Source organism: Kocuria palustris, assembly GCF_007666205.1.
GTDB classification, from domain to species: Bacteria; Actinomycetota; Actinomycetes; order Actinomycetales; family Micrococcaceae; genus Kocuria; species Kocuria palustris_A.
Genome location: NZ_VDOR01000003.1, coordinates 111,934 through 126,579, shown reverse-complemented (window position 1 = coordinate 126,579; position 14,646 = coordinate 111,934). Strand labels below are relative to the sequence as shown.

Here is a 14,646-nt window from a genome sequence, read left to right as displayed (position 1 = left end):
CACGCCCGCATCCCGGGCGCGGCAGCCGCCTGCAGAAGGAGAGCATCATGGCCCGCATCGGCGAGAGCGCTGATCTGCTCAAGTGCTCCTTCTGCGGCAAGAGCCAGAAGCAGGTCCGCAAGCTCATCGCGGGCCCCGGCGTCTACATCTGCGACGAGTGCATCGAGCTGTGCAACGAGATCATCGAGGAGGAGCTGACGGAGACGGTCGGCGAGGAGACCTCCGCGCTGCCGACGCCGCGGGAGATCCACGCTCACCTCGAGCAGTTCGTGATCGGGCAGGGCCCCGCCAAGCGCGCGCTGTCCGTGGCCGTCTACAACCACTACAAGCGGGTGCGCGCCGCCCAGGAGGGCCGGCCGCTGCAGCTGGCCACCGACGAGGGCGAGGAGCCCGTCGAGATCGCCAAGTCCAACATCCTGCTCGTGGGCCCCACCGGCTCCGGCAAGACCTATCTGGCGCAGTCCCTGGCCCGGAAGCTCGACGTCCCGTTCGCCGTGGCAGATGCGACCTCGCTGACCGAGGCCGGCTACGTGGGCGAGGACGTCGAGAACATCCTGCTCAAGCTCATCCAGGCCGCGGACTTCGACATCAAGCGCGCGGAGACCGGGATCATCTACATCGACGAGATCGACAAGATCTCCCGCAAGTCGGAGAACCCGTCGATCACCCGCGACGTCTCGGGCGAGGGCGTGCAGCAGGCGCTGCTCAAGATCCTCGAGGGCACCGTGGCCTCCGTCCCTCCGCAGGGCGGGCGCAAGCACCCCCAGCAGGAGTTCATCCAGATCGACACGACGAACGTCCTGTTCATCGTGGCCGGCGCGTTCGCCGGGCTCGACGAGATCGTGGAGAACCGCGCCGGCAGGACCTCGATCGGCTTCGGGGCCCCGGTGGAGCGGATCATGAACCCGCAGCCGTCGATGCTGACCGGCAACGTCATGCCGGAGGACCTGCTGAAGTTCGGGCTGATCCCGGAGTTCATCGGCCGCCTGCCGATCATCGCCACGCTCGACGAGCTCACGACCGAGGACCTCGTGCGCATCCTGCGCGAGCCCAAGAACGCGCTGGTCAAGCAGTACCGCAAGATGTTCGAGCTCGACGGGGTGGAGCTCGTCCTCACCGACGACGCCCTCACCGCGATCGCGCGGAAGGCCGACGAGCGGGGGACCGGCGCCCGCGGACTGCGGGCCATCATGGAGGAGGTCCTGCTCCCCGTGATGTTCGACCTGCCGACCCTCGAGGATGCCGCTCAGGTGGTCGTCGGAGCGCAGTGCGTCACCGACGGCGCCGAGCCGCAGATCATCACCCGGCAGGACGAGGAGTCCAAGTCCGCCTGAGCGGCATCCTCTCCGCCCCGGTGCGTTCGCGGAGTCGACACGCACCGTCACGCTGTCAGCGGACGCTCCGATCCTCGCGGCGCGCGCGTCATAGGTTGGACCCGATGGCCGCGTCCGGTCCCGGGGCGGCCGCCCCCGCACAAGCGGCGATGCCTCGCCGCCGAGAAGGAGTGATCATGTCCGACAAGGTCGACTTCTGGTTCGATCCCCTGTGCCCCTGGGCCTGGATGACCTCTCGCTGGATGGGCGAGGTCGAGCAGCGCCGCGATGTCGAGGTCGACTGGCGCATCATCTCCCTGGGCATCCTCAACGAGGACAACCCGGACAACCAGCACCACGGGCACGAGGAGTCCATGTGGCTCGTGCGCGTGGTCCAGGCCGCCGCGCAGAAGCACGGCGACGAGTACCGCAAGAAGCTCTACGACGCCATGGGCTCGCGCCGCCACCCCGGCGGCTACGGCGACGACCGCCTGACGGACATCATCACGGAGTCCCTCGAGGAGGTCGGCCTGCCGGCGGAGCTGGTCGAGGCCAAGGACTCGACCGACTACGACGCCGCGCTGCGCGAGTCCACCGAGGCGGCCCAGAAGGTGGCCGGCAAGGACATCGGCACCCCGTGCATCGCCGTGAACGGGACCGGCTTCTTCGGTCCGGTCTTCACGCCTGCGCCCAAGGGCGAGCAGGCGGCCGAGATCTGGGACGCCGCACTGACGCTGGCCGACTACCCGGGCTTCTACGAGCTCAAGCGCGGCCGCGAGAAGGGCCCGGACTTCAGCTGAGCACCTGCGCCGCCGAGGCGAGAGCTGCCGCTCGCGGACCCGGCGGGCCGATGACGAGGCCCCCGCGCCGATCGGTGCGGGGGCCTCGTCATGCGCCTGGCCAGCGGGGGATCAGCCCTGCTGGGACTCCTCCGGGGAGGCCAGCTGGACGTCCCCGACCAGCAGCGGCGCATCCCCTGCATCGCCCTCGACGACCGAGAGCTCGCGGGCGTTGCCCGCGGCCTTCAGATCATCCAGGCCGGCCTGCAGCCGGGCGACCTGCTCGGCCGGGGCCGTGATGGTCGCCGAGAGCACCTCGGTGCGCTGCTTGACCTTGGCCTCCGACTTCGACTTGCGCAGCCCGGACAGCGCTGCGCCGACGGTCGCGAGGACCTCGGGGTCGGCGTCGTCGGCCTGCCCGAGGGACTCGGCGCTCGGCCACGACGTGCGGTGCACGGACCCGGCGCGCCACCACGACCAGACCTCCTCGGTCGCGAACGGGATGAACGGCGCGAACAGGCGCAGCAGCGCATCCAGGGCGGTCGCCAGCGCGGCATGGACCGAAGCCTGCTGCTCGGGGCCCTGAGCGCCGTAGGCGCGGTCCTTGACCAGCTCGACGTAGTCGTCGGTGAAGGTCCAGAAGAACGACTCGATGAGCTGCAGCGATCGGGCGTACTCGTAGCCGGCCAGCCACTCGGTGGCCTGCTCGGTCACCTCGCGCAGGCGCGCCAGCAGCGCGCGGTCCAGCCCGTTGACGATCACCGACGGGTCGGCGCCGCCGCCCGAGGCGCCGGAGCCCAGCACCGAGGCCTCGGTGACGCCCTGGTTGAGCACGAACTTCGAGGCGTTGAGCAGCTTGATCGCCAGTCGGCGGCCGATCTTCATCTGGCCCTCGTCGTAGGCGGTGTCCGCCCCCAGCCGTGCCGAGGCCGCCCAGTAGCGCACGGCGTCGGCGCCGTACTTCTCGAGCACCTCGTTGGGGACCACCACGTTGCCCTTGGACTTGGACATCTTCTTGCGGTCCGGATCCAGGATCCAGCCCGACAGCGCGGCGTGGCGCCACGGCACGGACCCGGCCAGGGACTCGGCGCGCACCGCGGTCGAGAAGAGCCAGGTGCGGATGATGTCGTGGCCCTGGGGGCGCAGATCCATGGGGAACGTCGCGGCGTGCAGCTGCGGATCCGTCTCCCAGCCCGTGGCGATCTGCGGGGTGAGCGACGAGGTCGCCCAGGTGTCCAGCACATCGGGATCGGCGGTGAAGCCGCCGGGGACGTCGCGCTGGTCCTCGGTGTATCCCGGAGGCGTCTGCGCTGCCGGGTCGACCGGCAGCGAGTCCTCGTCGGGCAGCACGGGGGAGTCGTAGTCCGGCTCGTCCTGGTCGTCCAGGGGGTACCAGACGGGGATGGCCACGCCGAAGAAGCGCTGACGGGAGACCAGCCAGTCCCCGTTGAGGCCCTCGATCCAGTTCTCGTACCGCGAGCGCATGAACGACGGGTGCCACTCGATCTCCCGGCCGCGCTCGATCAGCCGCTCGCGGCGCTGCGGATCGCGGCCGCCGTTGCGGATGTACCACTGGCGGGAGCTGACGACCTCGAGCGGCTTGTCGCCCTTCTCGTAGAAGTTCACGGGGTGCGTGATCCTCCGGGGCTCGCCCTCCAGGTCGCCGGACTCCCTCAGCAGCTCCACGACGGCCTGCTGGGCGGAGAACACAGTCTTGCCCGCGACGCTCCCGTAGCGCTCGGCGGGGGCGCCGTCGGCGATCCACGACGGCTGCTCCGCCAGGAAGCGGCCGTCGCGCCCGATCAGCGCACGGGTGGGCAGCTCGAGCTCGCGCCACCAGGTGACGTCGGTGAGGTCGCCGAACGTGCAGATCATGGCGATGCCGGAGCCCTTGTCCGGCTTGGCGAGGTGATGAGCCCGGACCTCGACCTCGACGTCGAACAGCGGGGAGCGCACGGTCGTGCCGATGAGGTCCTGGTAGCGCTCGTCGTCCGGGTGGGCGACCAGGGCGACGCAGGCCGGCAGCAGCTCGGGGCGGGTGGTCTCGATGAAGACCTTCTGCCCGTCCGGGCGGTGGAACGCCACGCGGTGGAAGGCGCCTTCGCGCTCCTTGTCCTCGATCTCCGCCTGCGCGACGGCCGTGCGGAACGTGACGTCCCACATGGTGGGGGCCTCGGCCATGTAGGCGTGCCCGGCCCGGAAGTCGCGGAGGAACGCCAGCTGGGACACCCGGCGGGAGTGGTCGTCGATCGTGCGGTAGGTGCGGTTCCAGTCGACCGACAGCCCGAGCGAGGCGAAGAGGTGCTCGAAGACCTTCTCGTCCTCGACCGCGAGCTCCTCGCACAGCTCGATGAAGTTCTGCCGGGAGACCACATCCCAGTCGCGCTGGTTCTTGGCGGGCTTCTCGGGCGGGCGGTAGCCCTCGACATAGGGGTAGGAGGGATCGCAGCGCACGCCGTAGTAGTTCTGCACGCGGCGCTCGGTGGGCAGGCCGTTGTCGTCCCAGCCCAGCGGGTAGAACACGTTCTTGCCGGTCATCCGCTGATAGCGCGCGATGACGTCGGTCTGCGTGTACGAGAACATGTGGCCCACGTGCAGCGAGCCGGAGGCCGTGGGCGGCGGGGTGTCGATCGAGTACACCTGCTCGCGCGGGGTGCCCTCCTGGAAGGCGTACGTGCCCTGCTCGCGCCAGCGCTGCGAGTACTTCTCCTCGAGGCCCTCCAGGGCGGGCTTGTCGGGGACCGTGATCGTGGTGGGCGTGTCTGTGCCCTGCGTGTTGTCAGCCATGGGGACCAGTCTCCCATGCGAGCCCCGTGCCCTGGATCCGAGCGGGTGTCGCCGATCTCACACATCAGGCGGGGGACCTCGCGGCCCGGTCGCTCGGCAGATGAGGTGTATACCAGAAGGTGCGCTTTCACGGAATGCTGCGAAGGCGTCGATCCGCCCGTCTCTCATCTGGTTCTCATCCGGAGAGGGCGGGACAGCGCGCCACGTGAGGGGACCACATGCATCTGCAGCCCAAGGACCAGGAGAAGCTCCTGGTCGTCGTCGCCGCCGATCTGGCCAGACGTCGGCAGGCTCGCGGCCTCAAGCTGAACTACCCCGAGGCCATCGCCGTCCTCACCTACGAGCTGCTCGAGGGGGCCCGCGACGGGAGAACGGTCACCGACCTCATGAACTGGGGCAGCACGATCCTCAGCGCCGACGACGTCATGGACGGGGTCCCGGGGATGATCCCGGACGTCCAGGTCGAGGCCACCTTCCCGGACGGCACGAAGCTGGTGACCGTCCATGACCCGATCCGCTGACCGGTCGCCCGACCCGTCGTCGCCCTCGAAGGAGACCAGCATGCAGCCAGGGGAGTACGTCCTCGCCGACGAGCCGATCGAATGCAACCCCGGCCGCGAAGCCATCGTCCTGGAGGTCCTCAACCGAGGGGATCGGCCGGTTCAGGTGGGATCCCACTTCCACTTCGCCGAGGCGAACCGCGCCCTGAGGTTCGACCGCGAGGCGGCGGTCGGCCGGCGCCTGGACATCCCCGCCGGCACCGCAGTGCGGCTGGAGCCCGGCGATGCCACGACCGTGCGCCTGATCCCCCTCGGAGGGGACCGCGTGGTCCACGGCTTCCGAGACCTCGTGGACGGCCCCCTCGACCAGCGGGCGGCCTCGAGCATGGACCAGGGCTCGCTCGACGAGGATCCCGGCCACCGGCGCAGCGCGGCCGGCGATGCCCCGAGACCGCTGAGGCAGCGCCATCCCGACGACTACTCCAACGAGACGCGCTGAGCGCGAGGGGAGCGCAGAGACCATGAGCTTCGAGCTGAGCCGCGAGCAGTACGCGGACCTGTACGGCCCCACCACCGGGGACGCGATCCGCCTGGCGGACACCGAGTTGTTCGCCGAGATCGAGAAGGACCTCACGACCCCCGGCGAGGAGGCGGTCTTCGGCGGCGGCAAGGTCGTCCGCGACGGCATGGGGCAGAACGGCACGCTGGTCCGCGACGTCGGGATCCCGGACACGGTGATCACCAATGTGGTCATCATCGACTGGACCGGCATCTACAAGGCCGACGTGGCCCTGCGCGACGGGCGGATCTTCCGGATCGGCAAGGCCGGCAACCCGGACACCATGGACGGGGTCGACATCATCATCGGCGTCGCCACGGACATCATCGCCGGCGAGGGGAGGATCCTCACCGCAGGCGGCATCGACACCCACGTGCATTTCGTGAGCCCCGATCAGATCGAGACGGCTCTCGTCTCCGGGATCACCACCATGATCGGCGGCGGCACCGGGCCGGGGGAGTCGACCAAGGCCACGACCATCACGCCCGGCGAGTGGAACATCCACAGCATGCTGCGCGCCTTCGAGGAGTTCCCGATGAACTTCGGCCTGCTCGGAAAGGGCCACGGGTCCGCGATCCAGCCCATGGCCGAGCAGATCCGGGCGGGTGCGATCGGGCTGAAGGTCCACGAGGACTGGGGCGCGACGCCGTCGTCCATCAACACCGCGCTGGAGGTCGCCGACGCCTACGACATCCAGGTCGCGATCCACACCGACACCCTCAACGAGGCCGGATTCGTGGAGGACACCAAGGCGGCCATCGCCGGTCGCGTGATCCACACGTTCCACACCGAGGGCGCCGGCGGCGGCCACGCTCCGGACATCATCGAGCTCGCCTCGCAGCCCAACATCCTGCCTGCTTCGACCAACCCCACCCTGCCCTACACCCGCAACACGGTGGAGGAGCACATGGACATGCTCATGGTGTGCCACCACCTGCGCGCCGATCTTCCCGAGGACGTGGCCTTCGCGGACTCCCGCATCCGCAAGGAGACCATCGCCGCGGAGGACGTCCTGCACGACATGGGCATCTTCTCGATGACCTCCTCCGACTCCCAGGCCATGGGGCGGGTGGGCGAGGTCGTGCTGCGCACCTGGCAGGTGGCCGATTCCATGAAGCGCCAGCGCGGAAGGCTCGCCGAGGACGAGGGCAGCCGCGGCGACAACTTCCGGATCAAGCGCTACATCTCCAAGTACACGATCAACCCCGCGCTGGCGCAGGGGATCGCCGAGTCCGTGGGGTCGGTCGAGGTCGGCAAGCTCGCCGACCTCGTGCTGTGGGAGCCGCAGTTCTTCGGCGTCAAGCCCGAGATGATCATCAAGGGCGGTCGCATCGTGCACGGGATCGTCGGCGATCCCAACGCCTCCATCCCGACGCCGCAGCCGCGCTGGTACCGCAAGGCCTTCGGCGCCTACGGCGACGCGGTGGCCGGGAGCTCGATCACCTTCCTGCCGCAGGCGGCCATCGATCGCGGCGTGCCGAGGGACCTGGGCCTGCGCAAGATCGTGCGGCCCTGCTCCGGAATCCGGGGGATGCAGAAGGCGGATCTGAAGTTCAACGGCGAGACGCCGGAGCTCATCGTGGATCCGGAGACCTACCAGGTCAGCGTCGACGGGGAGCCGGTGAGCTGCCAGCCGCGCACGGAGCTGCCCATGGCGCAGCGGTACTTCCTGTTCTGAGGACCGCTGCCAGCATGTGCGCCGCCTGCGCCGACGTGCGGCGCGAAGGCCAGACGAGGAGAGGAGCTGAGCATTGATCGTCACCGAGCTGCTCGGCAGCGTCAACGACGAGGACGGGCGGGCCCTGGTGGGCCGGCGGCATGTCGAGCGCGTGGTCCTGGCGGATGAGGACCTGTCCAAGCGCATCCAGCGAGTGCGCACCGATCACGACCGGGAGATCGGGCTGCGCCTGCCGCGCGGGTCCGCCGATCTGCGCGACGGCGACATCCTCTCCGTGGAGGGGGACGAGGCCACCGGAGATGCCGTGGTGGTGTCCGTGCTGCCCACCGACGTGCTCGTGATCGCAGCCCGCTCCATCGTGGAGATGGCCTTCGCAGCGCACAGTCTGGGCAATCGGCACCTGCCCGCACAGTTCTTCGACGCGGACAGCCCCTATGGAGCGGAGGTCATGGTGGTCCGCTACGACCACACGGTCGAGGACTTCCTGACCCACCACGGCATCCCCTTCGAGCGCCAGGAGCGGGTCATGCCCGTGCCGTTCCGGCACGCGGAGCACACGCACTAGATGCCTCGGGAATCGAACGACGCTGCGGCGCCCGGCCCGACGCCGCTGCCTCCGGACCCGCTGCTGAGCCTCATGCAGCTCACGGACTCGGCTCTGCCGACCGGCGCGTTCAGCCAGTCGCTGGGCTTCGAGACCTACATGCATCGGGGGCTGATCCAGGACGAGGGCGGCTTCGCCCGGTGGCTGCGCATGTTCGTGGCGCAGCAGCTCACGTTCACGGATGCCCTGGCGATCCGGCTCGTCTACGCCGCCGAAGCCTTCGCGGACGTCGTCGACCTCGACGAGCTCGCGACCGTCCAGGCGCTGCCGCAGCAGGTGCGGGACGGCGGCATCACGATGGGTCGGAGGCTGCTGGCCATCGGCGTCGAGTCCTATCCCGGGCCGTGGGTGCACCGCTGCGCGGAGCAGGTCGAGGCCGGGGCCATGCACGGCCATCAGGCGATCGTCTGGGCCGTGCTGGCCCGCGAGCTCGGCATCGCCGAGGACGGCGCGGTCTCAGCACATGTCCACGCGACGGCCATGTCGCTCACGCAGAACGCGGTGCGCGGCATCCCCCTGGGGCAGAGCGCAGGGCAGCGCATCATCCGGGCCGCTCAGGAATGGACGCACGATGCGGTCGAGGCCTCCCGGGGCCTGGATGTCGAGGATCTGGGGGCGATCGCGCCGGGGCTCGAGATCGCTCAGATGCATCACGAGAGGCAGCGGGCCCGGCTCTTCATGAGCTGAGGCCCCGCCCGGGCCGGCCGCGGCAGGCCCGGGCGGACAGGACGAACGACTTCGCAGGAGGAATGAGAGATGGAACCCGTCATCGTCGGCATCGGCGGCCCCGTGGGCGCCGGCAAGACCCAGCTGATCGAGCGGCTGACGCGCGCCATGAGCCAGGAGATCTCGATGGCCGCGATCACCAACGACATCTACACCATCGAGGACGCCAAGATCCTGGCCAGGGAGTCCGTGCTCCCGGAGGAGCGGATCATCGGCCTCGAGACGGGCGGCTGCCCTCATACCGCCATCCGCGAGGACACGTCGATGAACGAGGCCGCGATCGACGAGCTCAAGAAGCGCCTGCCGGATGTCCGGCTCATCTTCATGGAGTCCGGCGGCGACAACCTCTCCGCGACGTTCAGCCCCGAGCTGGTGGACTTCTCCATCTACGTCATCGACGTGGCGCAGGGCGAGAAGATCCCGAGGAAGGCCGGCCAGGGCATGATCAAGTCGGACCTCTTCGTCGTCAACAAGACCGACCTGGCACCCCACGTGGGCGCCGATCTGTCGGTCATGGAGTCCGACTCCAGGGTCTTCCGCAAGGACAAGCCCTTCGCCTTCACCAACCTGAAGACCGACGAGGGCCTCGAGACCGTCATGGACTGGATCCGATCCGACGTCCTCATGCTCGATCTTGGCTGAGGACGAGCGCGGGCAGCAGACGGAGGGACGCGCACCCACCGGTCAGCTCCGCCTGCGGATCGAGCAGCGCGATGGCCGCTCGTATGCGGCCCGGCAGTTCCACGACGGCGCGCTGCGGATCCTCAAGCCGCTCCGTCTCGATCACTCGGGCCAGGTCTGCTACCCGGTGATCAACCCGGGAGGGGCCTACTTCGGCGATGACCGGTACGTGCTGGACTTCGAGATCGGGGCAGGTGCGTCCCTGCTGTCCACCACGCAGTCGGCCACCAAGGTCTACCGGACCCCGCAGGGGCCGGCCCGCCAGGACATGGAGGTCCGTCTGGCTCCGGGCTCGGTGCTCGAGCACCTGCCGGACCAGCTGATCGTCTACCGGCAGGGCTCCTATCGCCAGCGCACCGTGGTGCGGATGCACCCCACCGCCTCACTGGTCATGGCGGAGATCATCACCCCGGGGTGGTCGCCGGAAGGGGAGCCGTTCCGCTTCGACGAGCTGAGGCTGCGCACGGAGATCCGGGTCGAGGACGAGGAGCACCGGCGGCGCCTGGTCGTGGACCAGCTGCGCATGGTGCCGGGGGACGGCTCGTCGATCGCCGACATCGGCATGATGGAGGGCCACAGCCATACGGGGCAGCTGCTGATCGCGGACCGGCGGCTGGATCAGGAGCTCTGCGATCAGCTGGCCGCGCTGGTCGAGTCCTCCGAGACCTCCTCCGGGATCAGCCGGGGCGGGGTCCCCCACCCCGACGGCGTGCAGTGCGTCGCCATCCGCTCGCTGGCCGATGCGACGGAGCCCATCGCGCAGCTGCACCGCGGTGTGGTCGATCTGCTGCGCGCGCGGTGGCGGGGCCAGGCGCCGCTGAACCTGCGACGCCCATGACAGAGGCCGCGCGCCTGCCGGACGCATCTCGGAAGCAGCTCCGCCACCGCTCCCCGAAAGGACCTTCATGACCGACGTCCTCCGCACGCTGCTGCGCGGGATCTCCCAGATCTTCTTCCTGCGCAGCAGCCCCGCGGGACTGCTCGTGCTGGTCGCAGTCGCTCTGGGGCATCCCGGCGCCGCCGCGCTCATGGCGCTCGGCTGCGCCGTCCAATCGCTGGCGGCCTGGGCCGCGGGACTCCGCGAGCCGGTGCGGGACGGCCTGATGGGCTACAACGGCGCACTGGTCGGCGCAGCGGCTCCCCTGGTGACCCACGGCGTCGATGCGACGGCCCTGGCGATCGGGACGACGGCAGCGGGCGCTCTGGCCTGCGTGCCGGCCCATCTGCTCCTGGAGCGGCTGTTCGCGTCGCGTCCGCTGCACCGGTTCGGGCTGCCCGTGGTCACCGCCCCGTTCTGCCTGGTCGCCGGTCTGCTGTACGGGGCGCTGCAGCCGCTGATCGGCGCCGCGCCGCTCACCTCGTCCCCGGAGCCCGTCTCGGGAACGGTGCTGGGCATCGTCAACGCCTTCGCCGAGGTGGTCCTCGCCGACGGGCTGCTGCCAGGTCTGGTGATACTGGCCGGGCTCTTCGCGGGCGCGGCATCCGCAGGTCTGTGGGGGGCTGTTCGGGGCAGCGGTCGCGCTGGGGATCGGCTTGGCGATCACCGGGGACATGGCCGCGATGTCGACCGGGCTGAACGGCTACAGCGCCGTGCTCGTGGCCATCGCGGTCGGGTCGGTATTCTCCCCGGGGCGAGGCATCGCCCAGCGGCTGCTGTGGGCTCTGCTCGGCGTCGCCGCGGCGGTCGTGCTGCGCTGGGCCCTGGAGCCTCTGCCCGTCCCCACCTACACGTGGCCGTTCGTCCTCTCGCTGTGGGCGGTGCTGATCGGGCGCGGGATGCTCGCCCGCGGCTCCGAGCCCCCGGCGAAGGAGCCCCGGGCGCTCGGGGCCGACCAGATCTAGGCGACCTCTCGGCCGCGCGACAGGCGGCCGCACCCCGGCGCCGACTCCCGACGAGGAGCACCGATACGAGAAGTCAGGAAGTCCCATCGTGACGCAGCTGGAGGATCAGCCGGCCCAGGGGCCCGCTCCGGGAGCGGATGCCCCCGCCGCCGTGGACGACGCCGTCCGTGCCCCCGGGAGCACGATCACCGGCGTGCTGGGTCGGCGTCGTCGTCGCGCGGCACTGTGGATCGCAGCTCTGGCCGTCGCCCTGGGGGCGGCGCTCGTCCTGGGGGTGGGAGCGGGCTCCGTGAGCATCGGCCCGGCGCGAGTGGTGGGCGTGCTCACCGAGCACGTGCTGGGCACCAGGCTCGGCCCGGCGGCGACTCCCACGCAGGAGGCGATCATCTGGGAGGTGCGCGCCCCGCGGGTGCTGCTCGGCGCATTCGTCGGGGCAGGACTGGCAGTGTGCGGCATGGCGCTGCAGGCCATGGTGCGCAACATCCTGGCCGATCCGCAGCTGCTCGGCATCAGCTCGGGCGCCTCGTGCGGAGCGGCGGCCTCCATCCTGTTCGGCATCGGCCTCGGCGGCGGGGAGCACACCCTGCAGGCCACCGCGTTCCTGGGGGCACTGGGCGCCTCCCTGCTGGTGTATGCGACCGCCCGCACCGGCGGCGGGCTGACATCGGTGCGACTGCTGCTCGCCGGAGTGGCCGTGGGCTACGCCCTCAATGCGCTCACGAGCTTCCTGATCTTCGCCAGCGGCAGCGCGGAGGGCACCCGCTCGGTCATGTTCTGGCTGCTCGGCTCGCTGTCGCTGGCCTCGTGGGGCACGCCGCTGGCCGCCGTCGTCGTCATCGCCTCGGTGACCGTCGCGCTCCTTGCGCTGCAGGGACGGCGACTGGACGCCCTGGCCCTCGGCGACGACACGGCCCACTCCCTGGGGGTGGCCCCCGAGCGCACCCGGGCCGCACTGCTGGTGCTGGTCTCGCTGTGCATCGGCGTCCTGGTGGCCGCCTCCGGCAGCATCGGCTTCGTCGGGCTGATCATGCCGCACCTGGCCCGGCGGCTGGTCGGCTCGGCCCACGCCGCGGCCGTGCCCGCGGCCGCGCTGCTGGGCGCCCTGCTGCTGACGCTGGCCGATCTGGCGGCTCGGACGGTGCTGCAGCCGCAGGAGCTGCCCATCGGCATCATCACCGCCCTGCTGGGAGCCCCGTTCCTGCTGATCCTGATCCGCCGCATGCGCCCGGGCGCCGCGGCGCACTGACCGACGACGCAGATCCCCGATCGACCGCCGACCCATCCGCCGCTCACCGAACGAAGGTCCTGAATGTCCCCGTCCCGCCCCCGCACCCGTCGTCCGCTGTCCGCCGTCGCGATGCTCGCGGCCGCCGGCCTCGCGCTCGGCGGCTGCGGCCAGGGGGAGGGGCCTGCGCCGTCGTCGGCGTCCGGCGGGGACGGCCACTACCCGGTGACGGTGAGCAGCTGCGGCGAGGACGTGACCTTCGAGCAGGCGCCGGAGCGAGCAGTGCTGCTCAAGAGTGCCTCCGTGCCGGCCCTGCACGAGCTCGGGGTGCTCGATCGGGCCGTGGCCAAGGCGGGCGCCTATCCGATGGAGTCCTACGACGACGCCACGACGGCGGAGGTCGAGGCCATCCCCTCGCTGGGCGGCGACGTCGATGCGAGCGGTCATCTGCACCTGTCCCAGGAGGCGGTCATGGCGCAGGAGCCCGATGTGGTCATGGGCCAGGTCGAGAACCTGGGCGCCTCGTCGCTGTCGTCGGTGGGGATCCCCGTGCTCGAGGAGCCGGCCCTGTGCCCCGGGGGCATCGAGGACCCCGGTTTCGACGACGTCTACGACCAGCTGCGCGTGCACGGCGCGGTCTTCGACCGCGAGCAGGAGGCGGAGGAGGCGATCGGCCGGCTCGAGCAGCGCGTCGCCGATGTCGAGCGGAGGGTGGACGAGGCGACGGCAGATCAGGACGAGCCCCTGAGCGCGGCAGTGCTGTACCCCACGGTGGGCGGCGGGACCACCTACGCCTACGGCGCGCACAGCATGGCCGCCCCGCAGCTCGAGGCGGCGGGGCTGGAGAACGTGTTCGCCGACGTCGACGACCGCGTGGTCGAGGTGTCGCCCGAGGAGCTGGCCGGTCGCGATCCCGACGTGCTGATCCTGCTCTACGCCGAGGGCGATCCCCGGGCCGTCGAGGAGTCGATGGCCGACATCCCGGGATCCGATCGGATCTCCGCCGTGGCCGACGACCGGATCCTGGCGATGCCGATGAACGAGACGGAGCCGGCCACCCCGCAGACCGTGGACGGGCTCGAGAAGATCGTGGAGCGGTTCGTCGCATGATCGAGGCCTCGCAGCTGACCTGCTCCTACGGCGGCGTCCTCGCCGTCGACGGGGTCGACGTGGCGACGGCGCCCGGACGCGTCGTCGGACTGATCGGGCCCAACGGCAGCGGGAAGTCCACGGTCCTGCGGCTGCTGCACGGGCGGCTGAGGCCGCGGTCCGGGTCGGTGCGTGTGGACGGCGTCGAGCTGTCCCGGATGAGCGCTCGCGACGTGGCTCGCAGCATCGCCGTGGTGGCTCAGGAGCAGGAGGCAGCCGTCGATCTGAGTGCGGCCGAGATGGTCCTGCTGGGCCGGCTGCCGCGGCGCTCGCGGGGAGGACTCGGCGGTCTCGGCGGGTGGTCTGCGGCCGACCGGGCCGCCGCGCAGACCGCTCTGGAGCGGGTCGGCCTGCTGCCCATGGCCGGGCGGCCGCTGTCGGCCCTGTCGGGAGGGGAGCAGCGGCGCGTGATGATCGCCCGCGCCATGGCCCAGGAGACCGATCACCTGCTGCTCGACGAGCCCACGAACCATCTGGACATCCGCTACCAGCACGAGGTGCTGGCCACGGTGCGCAGCCTGGCCCGCACGAGCATCGTGGTGCTCCACGACCTGAACCTGGCCGCCCGGTACTGCGACGAGCTCGTGCTGCTGGACGGCGGGCGCGTCGCGGCGGCCGGGGCGCCGCAGGACGTGCTGCGCCCGGAGATCCTGGAGCCCGTCTACGGCATCGGGGTGCGGCGGCTGGCGGACGAGCAGATCCACCTGGCCTTCGGCCCGGGGGAGGGGCGAGCAGGCACGGGCTGAGGCGCCCCTGCCGGCAGTCGCCGCGGGGCCGGCGGCGGCGATCGCCGGGGCGGGGCA

At 70.8% G+C, this 14,646-nt stretch carries 14 protein-coding genes and 1 pseudogene; 14 read left to right on the top strand and 1 reads right to left on the bottom strand.

The window, feature by feature from the left end; all coding sequences use genetic code 11:
• Positions 1–47: 47 nt before the first annotated feature.
• Positions 48–1,334: an ATP-dependent Clp protease ATP-binding subunit ClpX gene (gene clpX / locus FSY66_RS04775; protein WP_144791789.1), complete on the top strand. Its 1,287-nt coding sequence runs from the start codon at positions 48–50 to the stop codon at positions 1,332–1,334.
• A 176-nt stretch (positions 1,335–1,510) separates the two neighbouring features.
• Positions 1,511–2,113: a mycothiol-dependent nitroreductase Rv2466c family protein gene (locus FSY66_RS04770; RefSeq protein ID WP_144791787.1), complete on the top strand. Its 603-nt coding sequence runs from the start codon at positions 1,511–1,513 to the stop codon at positions 2,111–2,113.
• Positions 2,114–2,224: 111 nt separating this feature from the next.
• Here FSY66_RS04770 and valS read toward each other — a convergent pair whose 3' ends face one another.
• Positions 2,225–4,879 carry a valine--tRNA ligase gene (valS, locus tag FSY66_RS04765; protein ID WP_144791785.1) on the bottom strand — a complete coding sequence of 885 codons (2,655 nt, stop codon included), beginning with the start codon at positions 4,877–4,879 and terminating at the stop codon, positions 2,225–2,227.
• Between the two features lie 218 nt (positions 4,880–5,097).
• Here valS and FSY66_RS04760 point away from each other — a divergent pair, with 218 nt between their 5' ends.
• The 12 genes and pseudogenes from FSY66_RS04760 to FSY66_RS04710 all read left to right on the top strand — a co-directional run bounded on the left by FSY66_RS04760 (position 5,098) and on the right by FSY66_RS04710 (position 14,589).
• Positions 5,098–5,400: an urease subunit gamma gene (locus FSY66_RS04760; protein WP_144791783.1), complete on the top strand. Its 303-nt coding sequence runs from the start codon at positions 5,098–5,100 to the stop codon at positions 5,398–5,400.
• Positions 5,401–5,440: 40 nt separating this feature from the next.
• Entirely contained in the window at positions 5,441–5,878 is a 438-nt protein-coding gene (locus tag FSY66_RS04755; protein WP_144791781.1) for an urease subunit beta, read from the top strand.
• Positions 5,879–5,900: 22 nt separating this feature from the next.
• Positions 5,901–7,616: an urease subunit alpha gene (gene ureC, locus FSY66_RS04750; protein WP_144791779.1), complete on the top strand. Its 1,716-nt coding sequence runs from the start codon at positions 5,901–5,903 to the stop codon at positions 7,614–7,616.
• Positions 7,617–7,689: 73 nt separating this feature from the next.
• Positions 7,690–8,181 (top strand): urease accessory protein UreE, encoded by a 492-nt coding sequence (ureE, locus tag FSY66_RS04745; protein ID WP_144791777.1) that lies wholly within the window; start codon positions 7,690–7,692, stop codon positions 8,179–8,181.
• Positions 8,182–8,907, top strand: a complete 726-nt coding sequence (locus tag FSY66_RS04740) for an urease accessory protein UreF (RefSeq protein WP_144791775.1) — start codon at positions 8,182–8,184, stop codon at positions 8,905–8,907.
• A 69-nt stretch (positions 8,908–8,976) separates the two neighbouring features.
• Positions 8,977–9,588, top strand: coding sequence for an urease accessory protein UreG (gene ureG / locus FSY66_RS04735; protein ID WP_144791773.1), 612 nt, complete (start codon positions 8,977–8,979; stop codon positions 9,586–9,588).
• Positions 9,581–10,465 carry an urease accessory protein UreD gene (locus FSY66_RS04730; protein WP_144791771.1) on the top strand — a complete coding sequence of 295 codons (885 nt, stop codon included), beginning with the start codon at positions 9,581–9,583 and terminating at the stop codon, positions 10,463–10,465. The genes ureG and FSY66_RS04730 overlap by 8 nt, the downstream gene beginning before the upstream one ends.
• 67 nt (positions 10,466–10,532) lie before the next feature.
• A pseudogene (locus FSY66_RS13095) lies at positions 10,533–11,066 on the top strand (urea transporter); the annotation flags it as partial.
• A gap of 94 nt (positions 11,067–11,160) precedes the next feature.
• Positions 11,161–11,469, top strand: coding sequence for an urea transporter (locus FSY66_RS12825; RefSeq protein ID WP_260853459.1), 309 nt, complete (start codon positions 11,161–11,163; stop codon positions 11,467–11,469).
• Between the two features lie 88 nt (positions 11,470–11,557).
• Positions 11,558–12,715, top strand: coding sequence for a FecCD family ABC transporter permease (locus FSY66_RS04720; protein WP_260853458.1), 1,158 nt, complete (start codon positions 11,558–11,560; stop codon positions 12,713–12,715).
• A gap of 63 nt (positions 12,716–12,778) precedes the next feature.
• Positions 12,779–13,804, top strand: coding sequence for an ABC transporter substrate-binding protein (locus tag FSY66_RS04715; protein WP_144791769.1), 1,026 nt, complete (start codon positions 12,779–12,781; stop codon positions 13,802–13,804).
• Positions 13,801–14,589, top strand: a complete 789-nt coding sequence (locus FSY66_RS04710; RefSeq protein ID WP_144791767.1) for an ABC transporter ATP-binding protein — start codon at positions 13,801–13,803, stop codon at positions 14,587–14,589. The genes FSY66_RS04715 and FSY66_RS04710 overlap by 4 nt, the downstream gene beginning before the upstream one ends.
• Positions 14,590–14,646 lie beyond the last annotated feature (57 nt).

Excerpts from the sequence above, each read along its gene's own strand:
- valS (WP_144791785.1), bottom strand. The coding sequence starts at position 4,879 with ATGGCTGACAACACGCAGGGCACAGACACGCCCACCACGATCACGGTC.
- FSY66_RS04710 (WP_144791767.1), top strand. The coding sequence starts at position 13,801 with ATGATCGAGGCCTCGCAGCTGACCTGCTCCTACGGCGGCGTCCTCGCC.
- clpX (WP_144791789.1), top strand. The coding sequence starts at position 48 with ATGGCCCGCATCGGCGAGAGCGCTGATCTGCTCAAGTGCTCCTTCTGC.
- ureC (WP_144791779.1), top strand. The coding sequence starts at position 5,901 with ATGAGCTTCGAGCTGAGCCGCGAGCAGTACGCGGACCTGTACGGCCCC.
- FSY66_RS04740 (WP_144791775.1), top strand. The coding sequence starts at position 8,182 with ATGCCTCGGGAATCGAACGACGCTGCGGCGCCCGGCCCGACGCCGCTG.
- FSY66_RS04715 (WP_144791769.1), top strand. The coding sequence starts at position 12,779 with ATGTCCCCGTCCCGCCCCCGCACCCGTCGTCCGCTGTCCGCCGTCGCG.
- FSY66_RS04770 (WP_144791787.1), top strand. The coding sequence starts at position 1,511 with ATGTCCGACAAGGTCGACTTCTGGTTCGATCCCCTGTGCCCCTGGGCC.
- FSY66_RS04755 (WP_144791781.1), top strand. The coding sequence starts at position 5,441 with ATGCAGCCAGGGGAGTACGTCCTCGCCGACGAGCCGATCGAATGCAAC.
- FSY66_RS04760 (WP_144791783.1), top strand. The coding sequence starts at position 5,098 with ATGCATCTGCAGCCCAAGGACCAGGAGAAGCTCCTGGTCGTCGTCGCC.
- ureG (WP_144791773.1), top strand. The coding sequence starts at position 8,977 with ATGGAACCCGTCATCGTCGGCATCGGCGGCCCCGTGGGCGCCGGCAAG.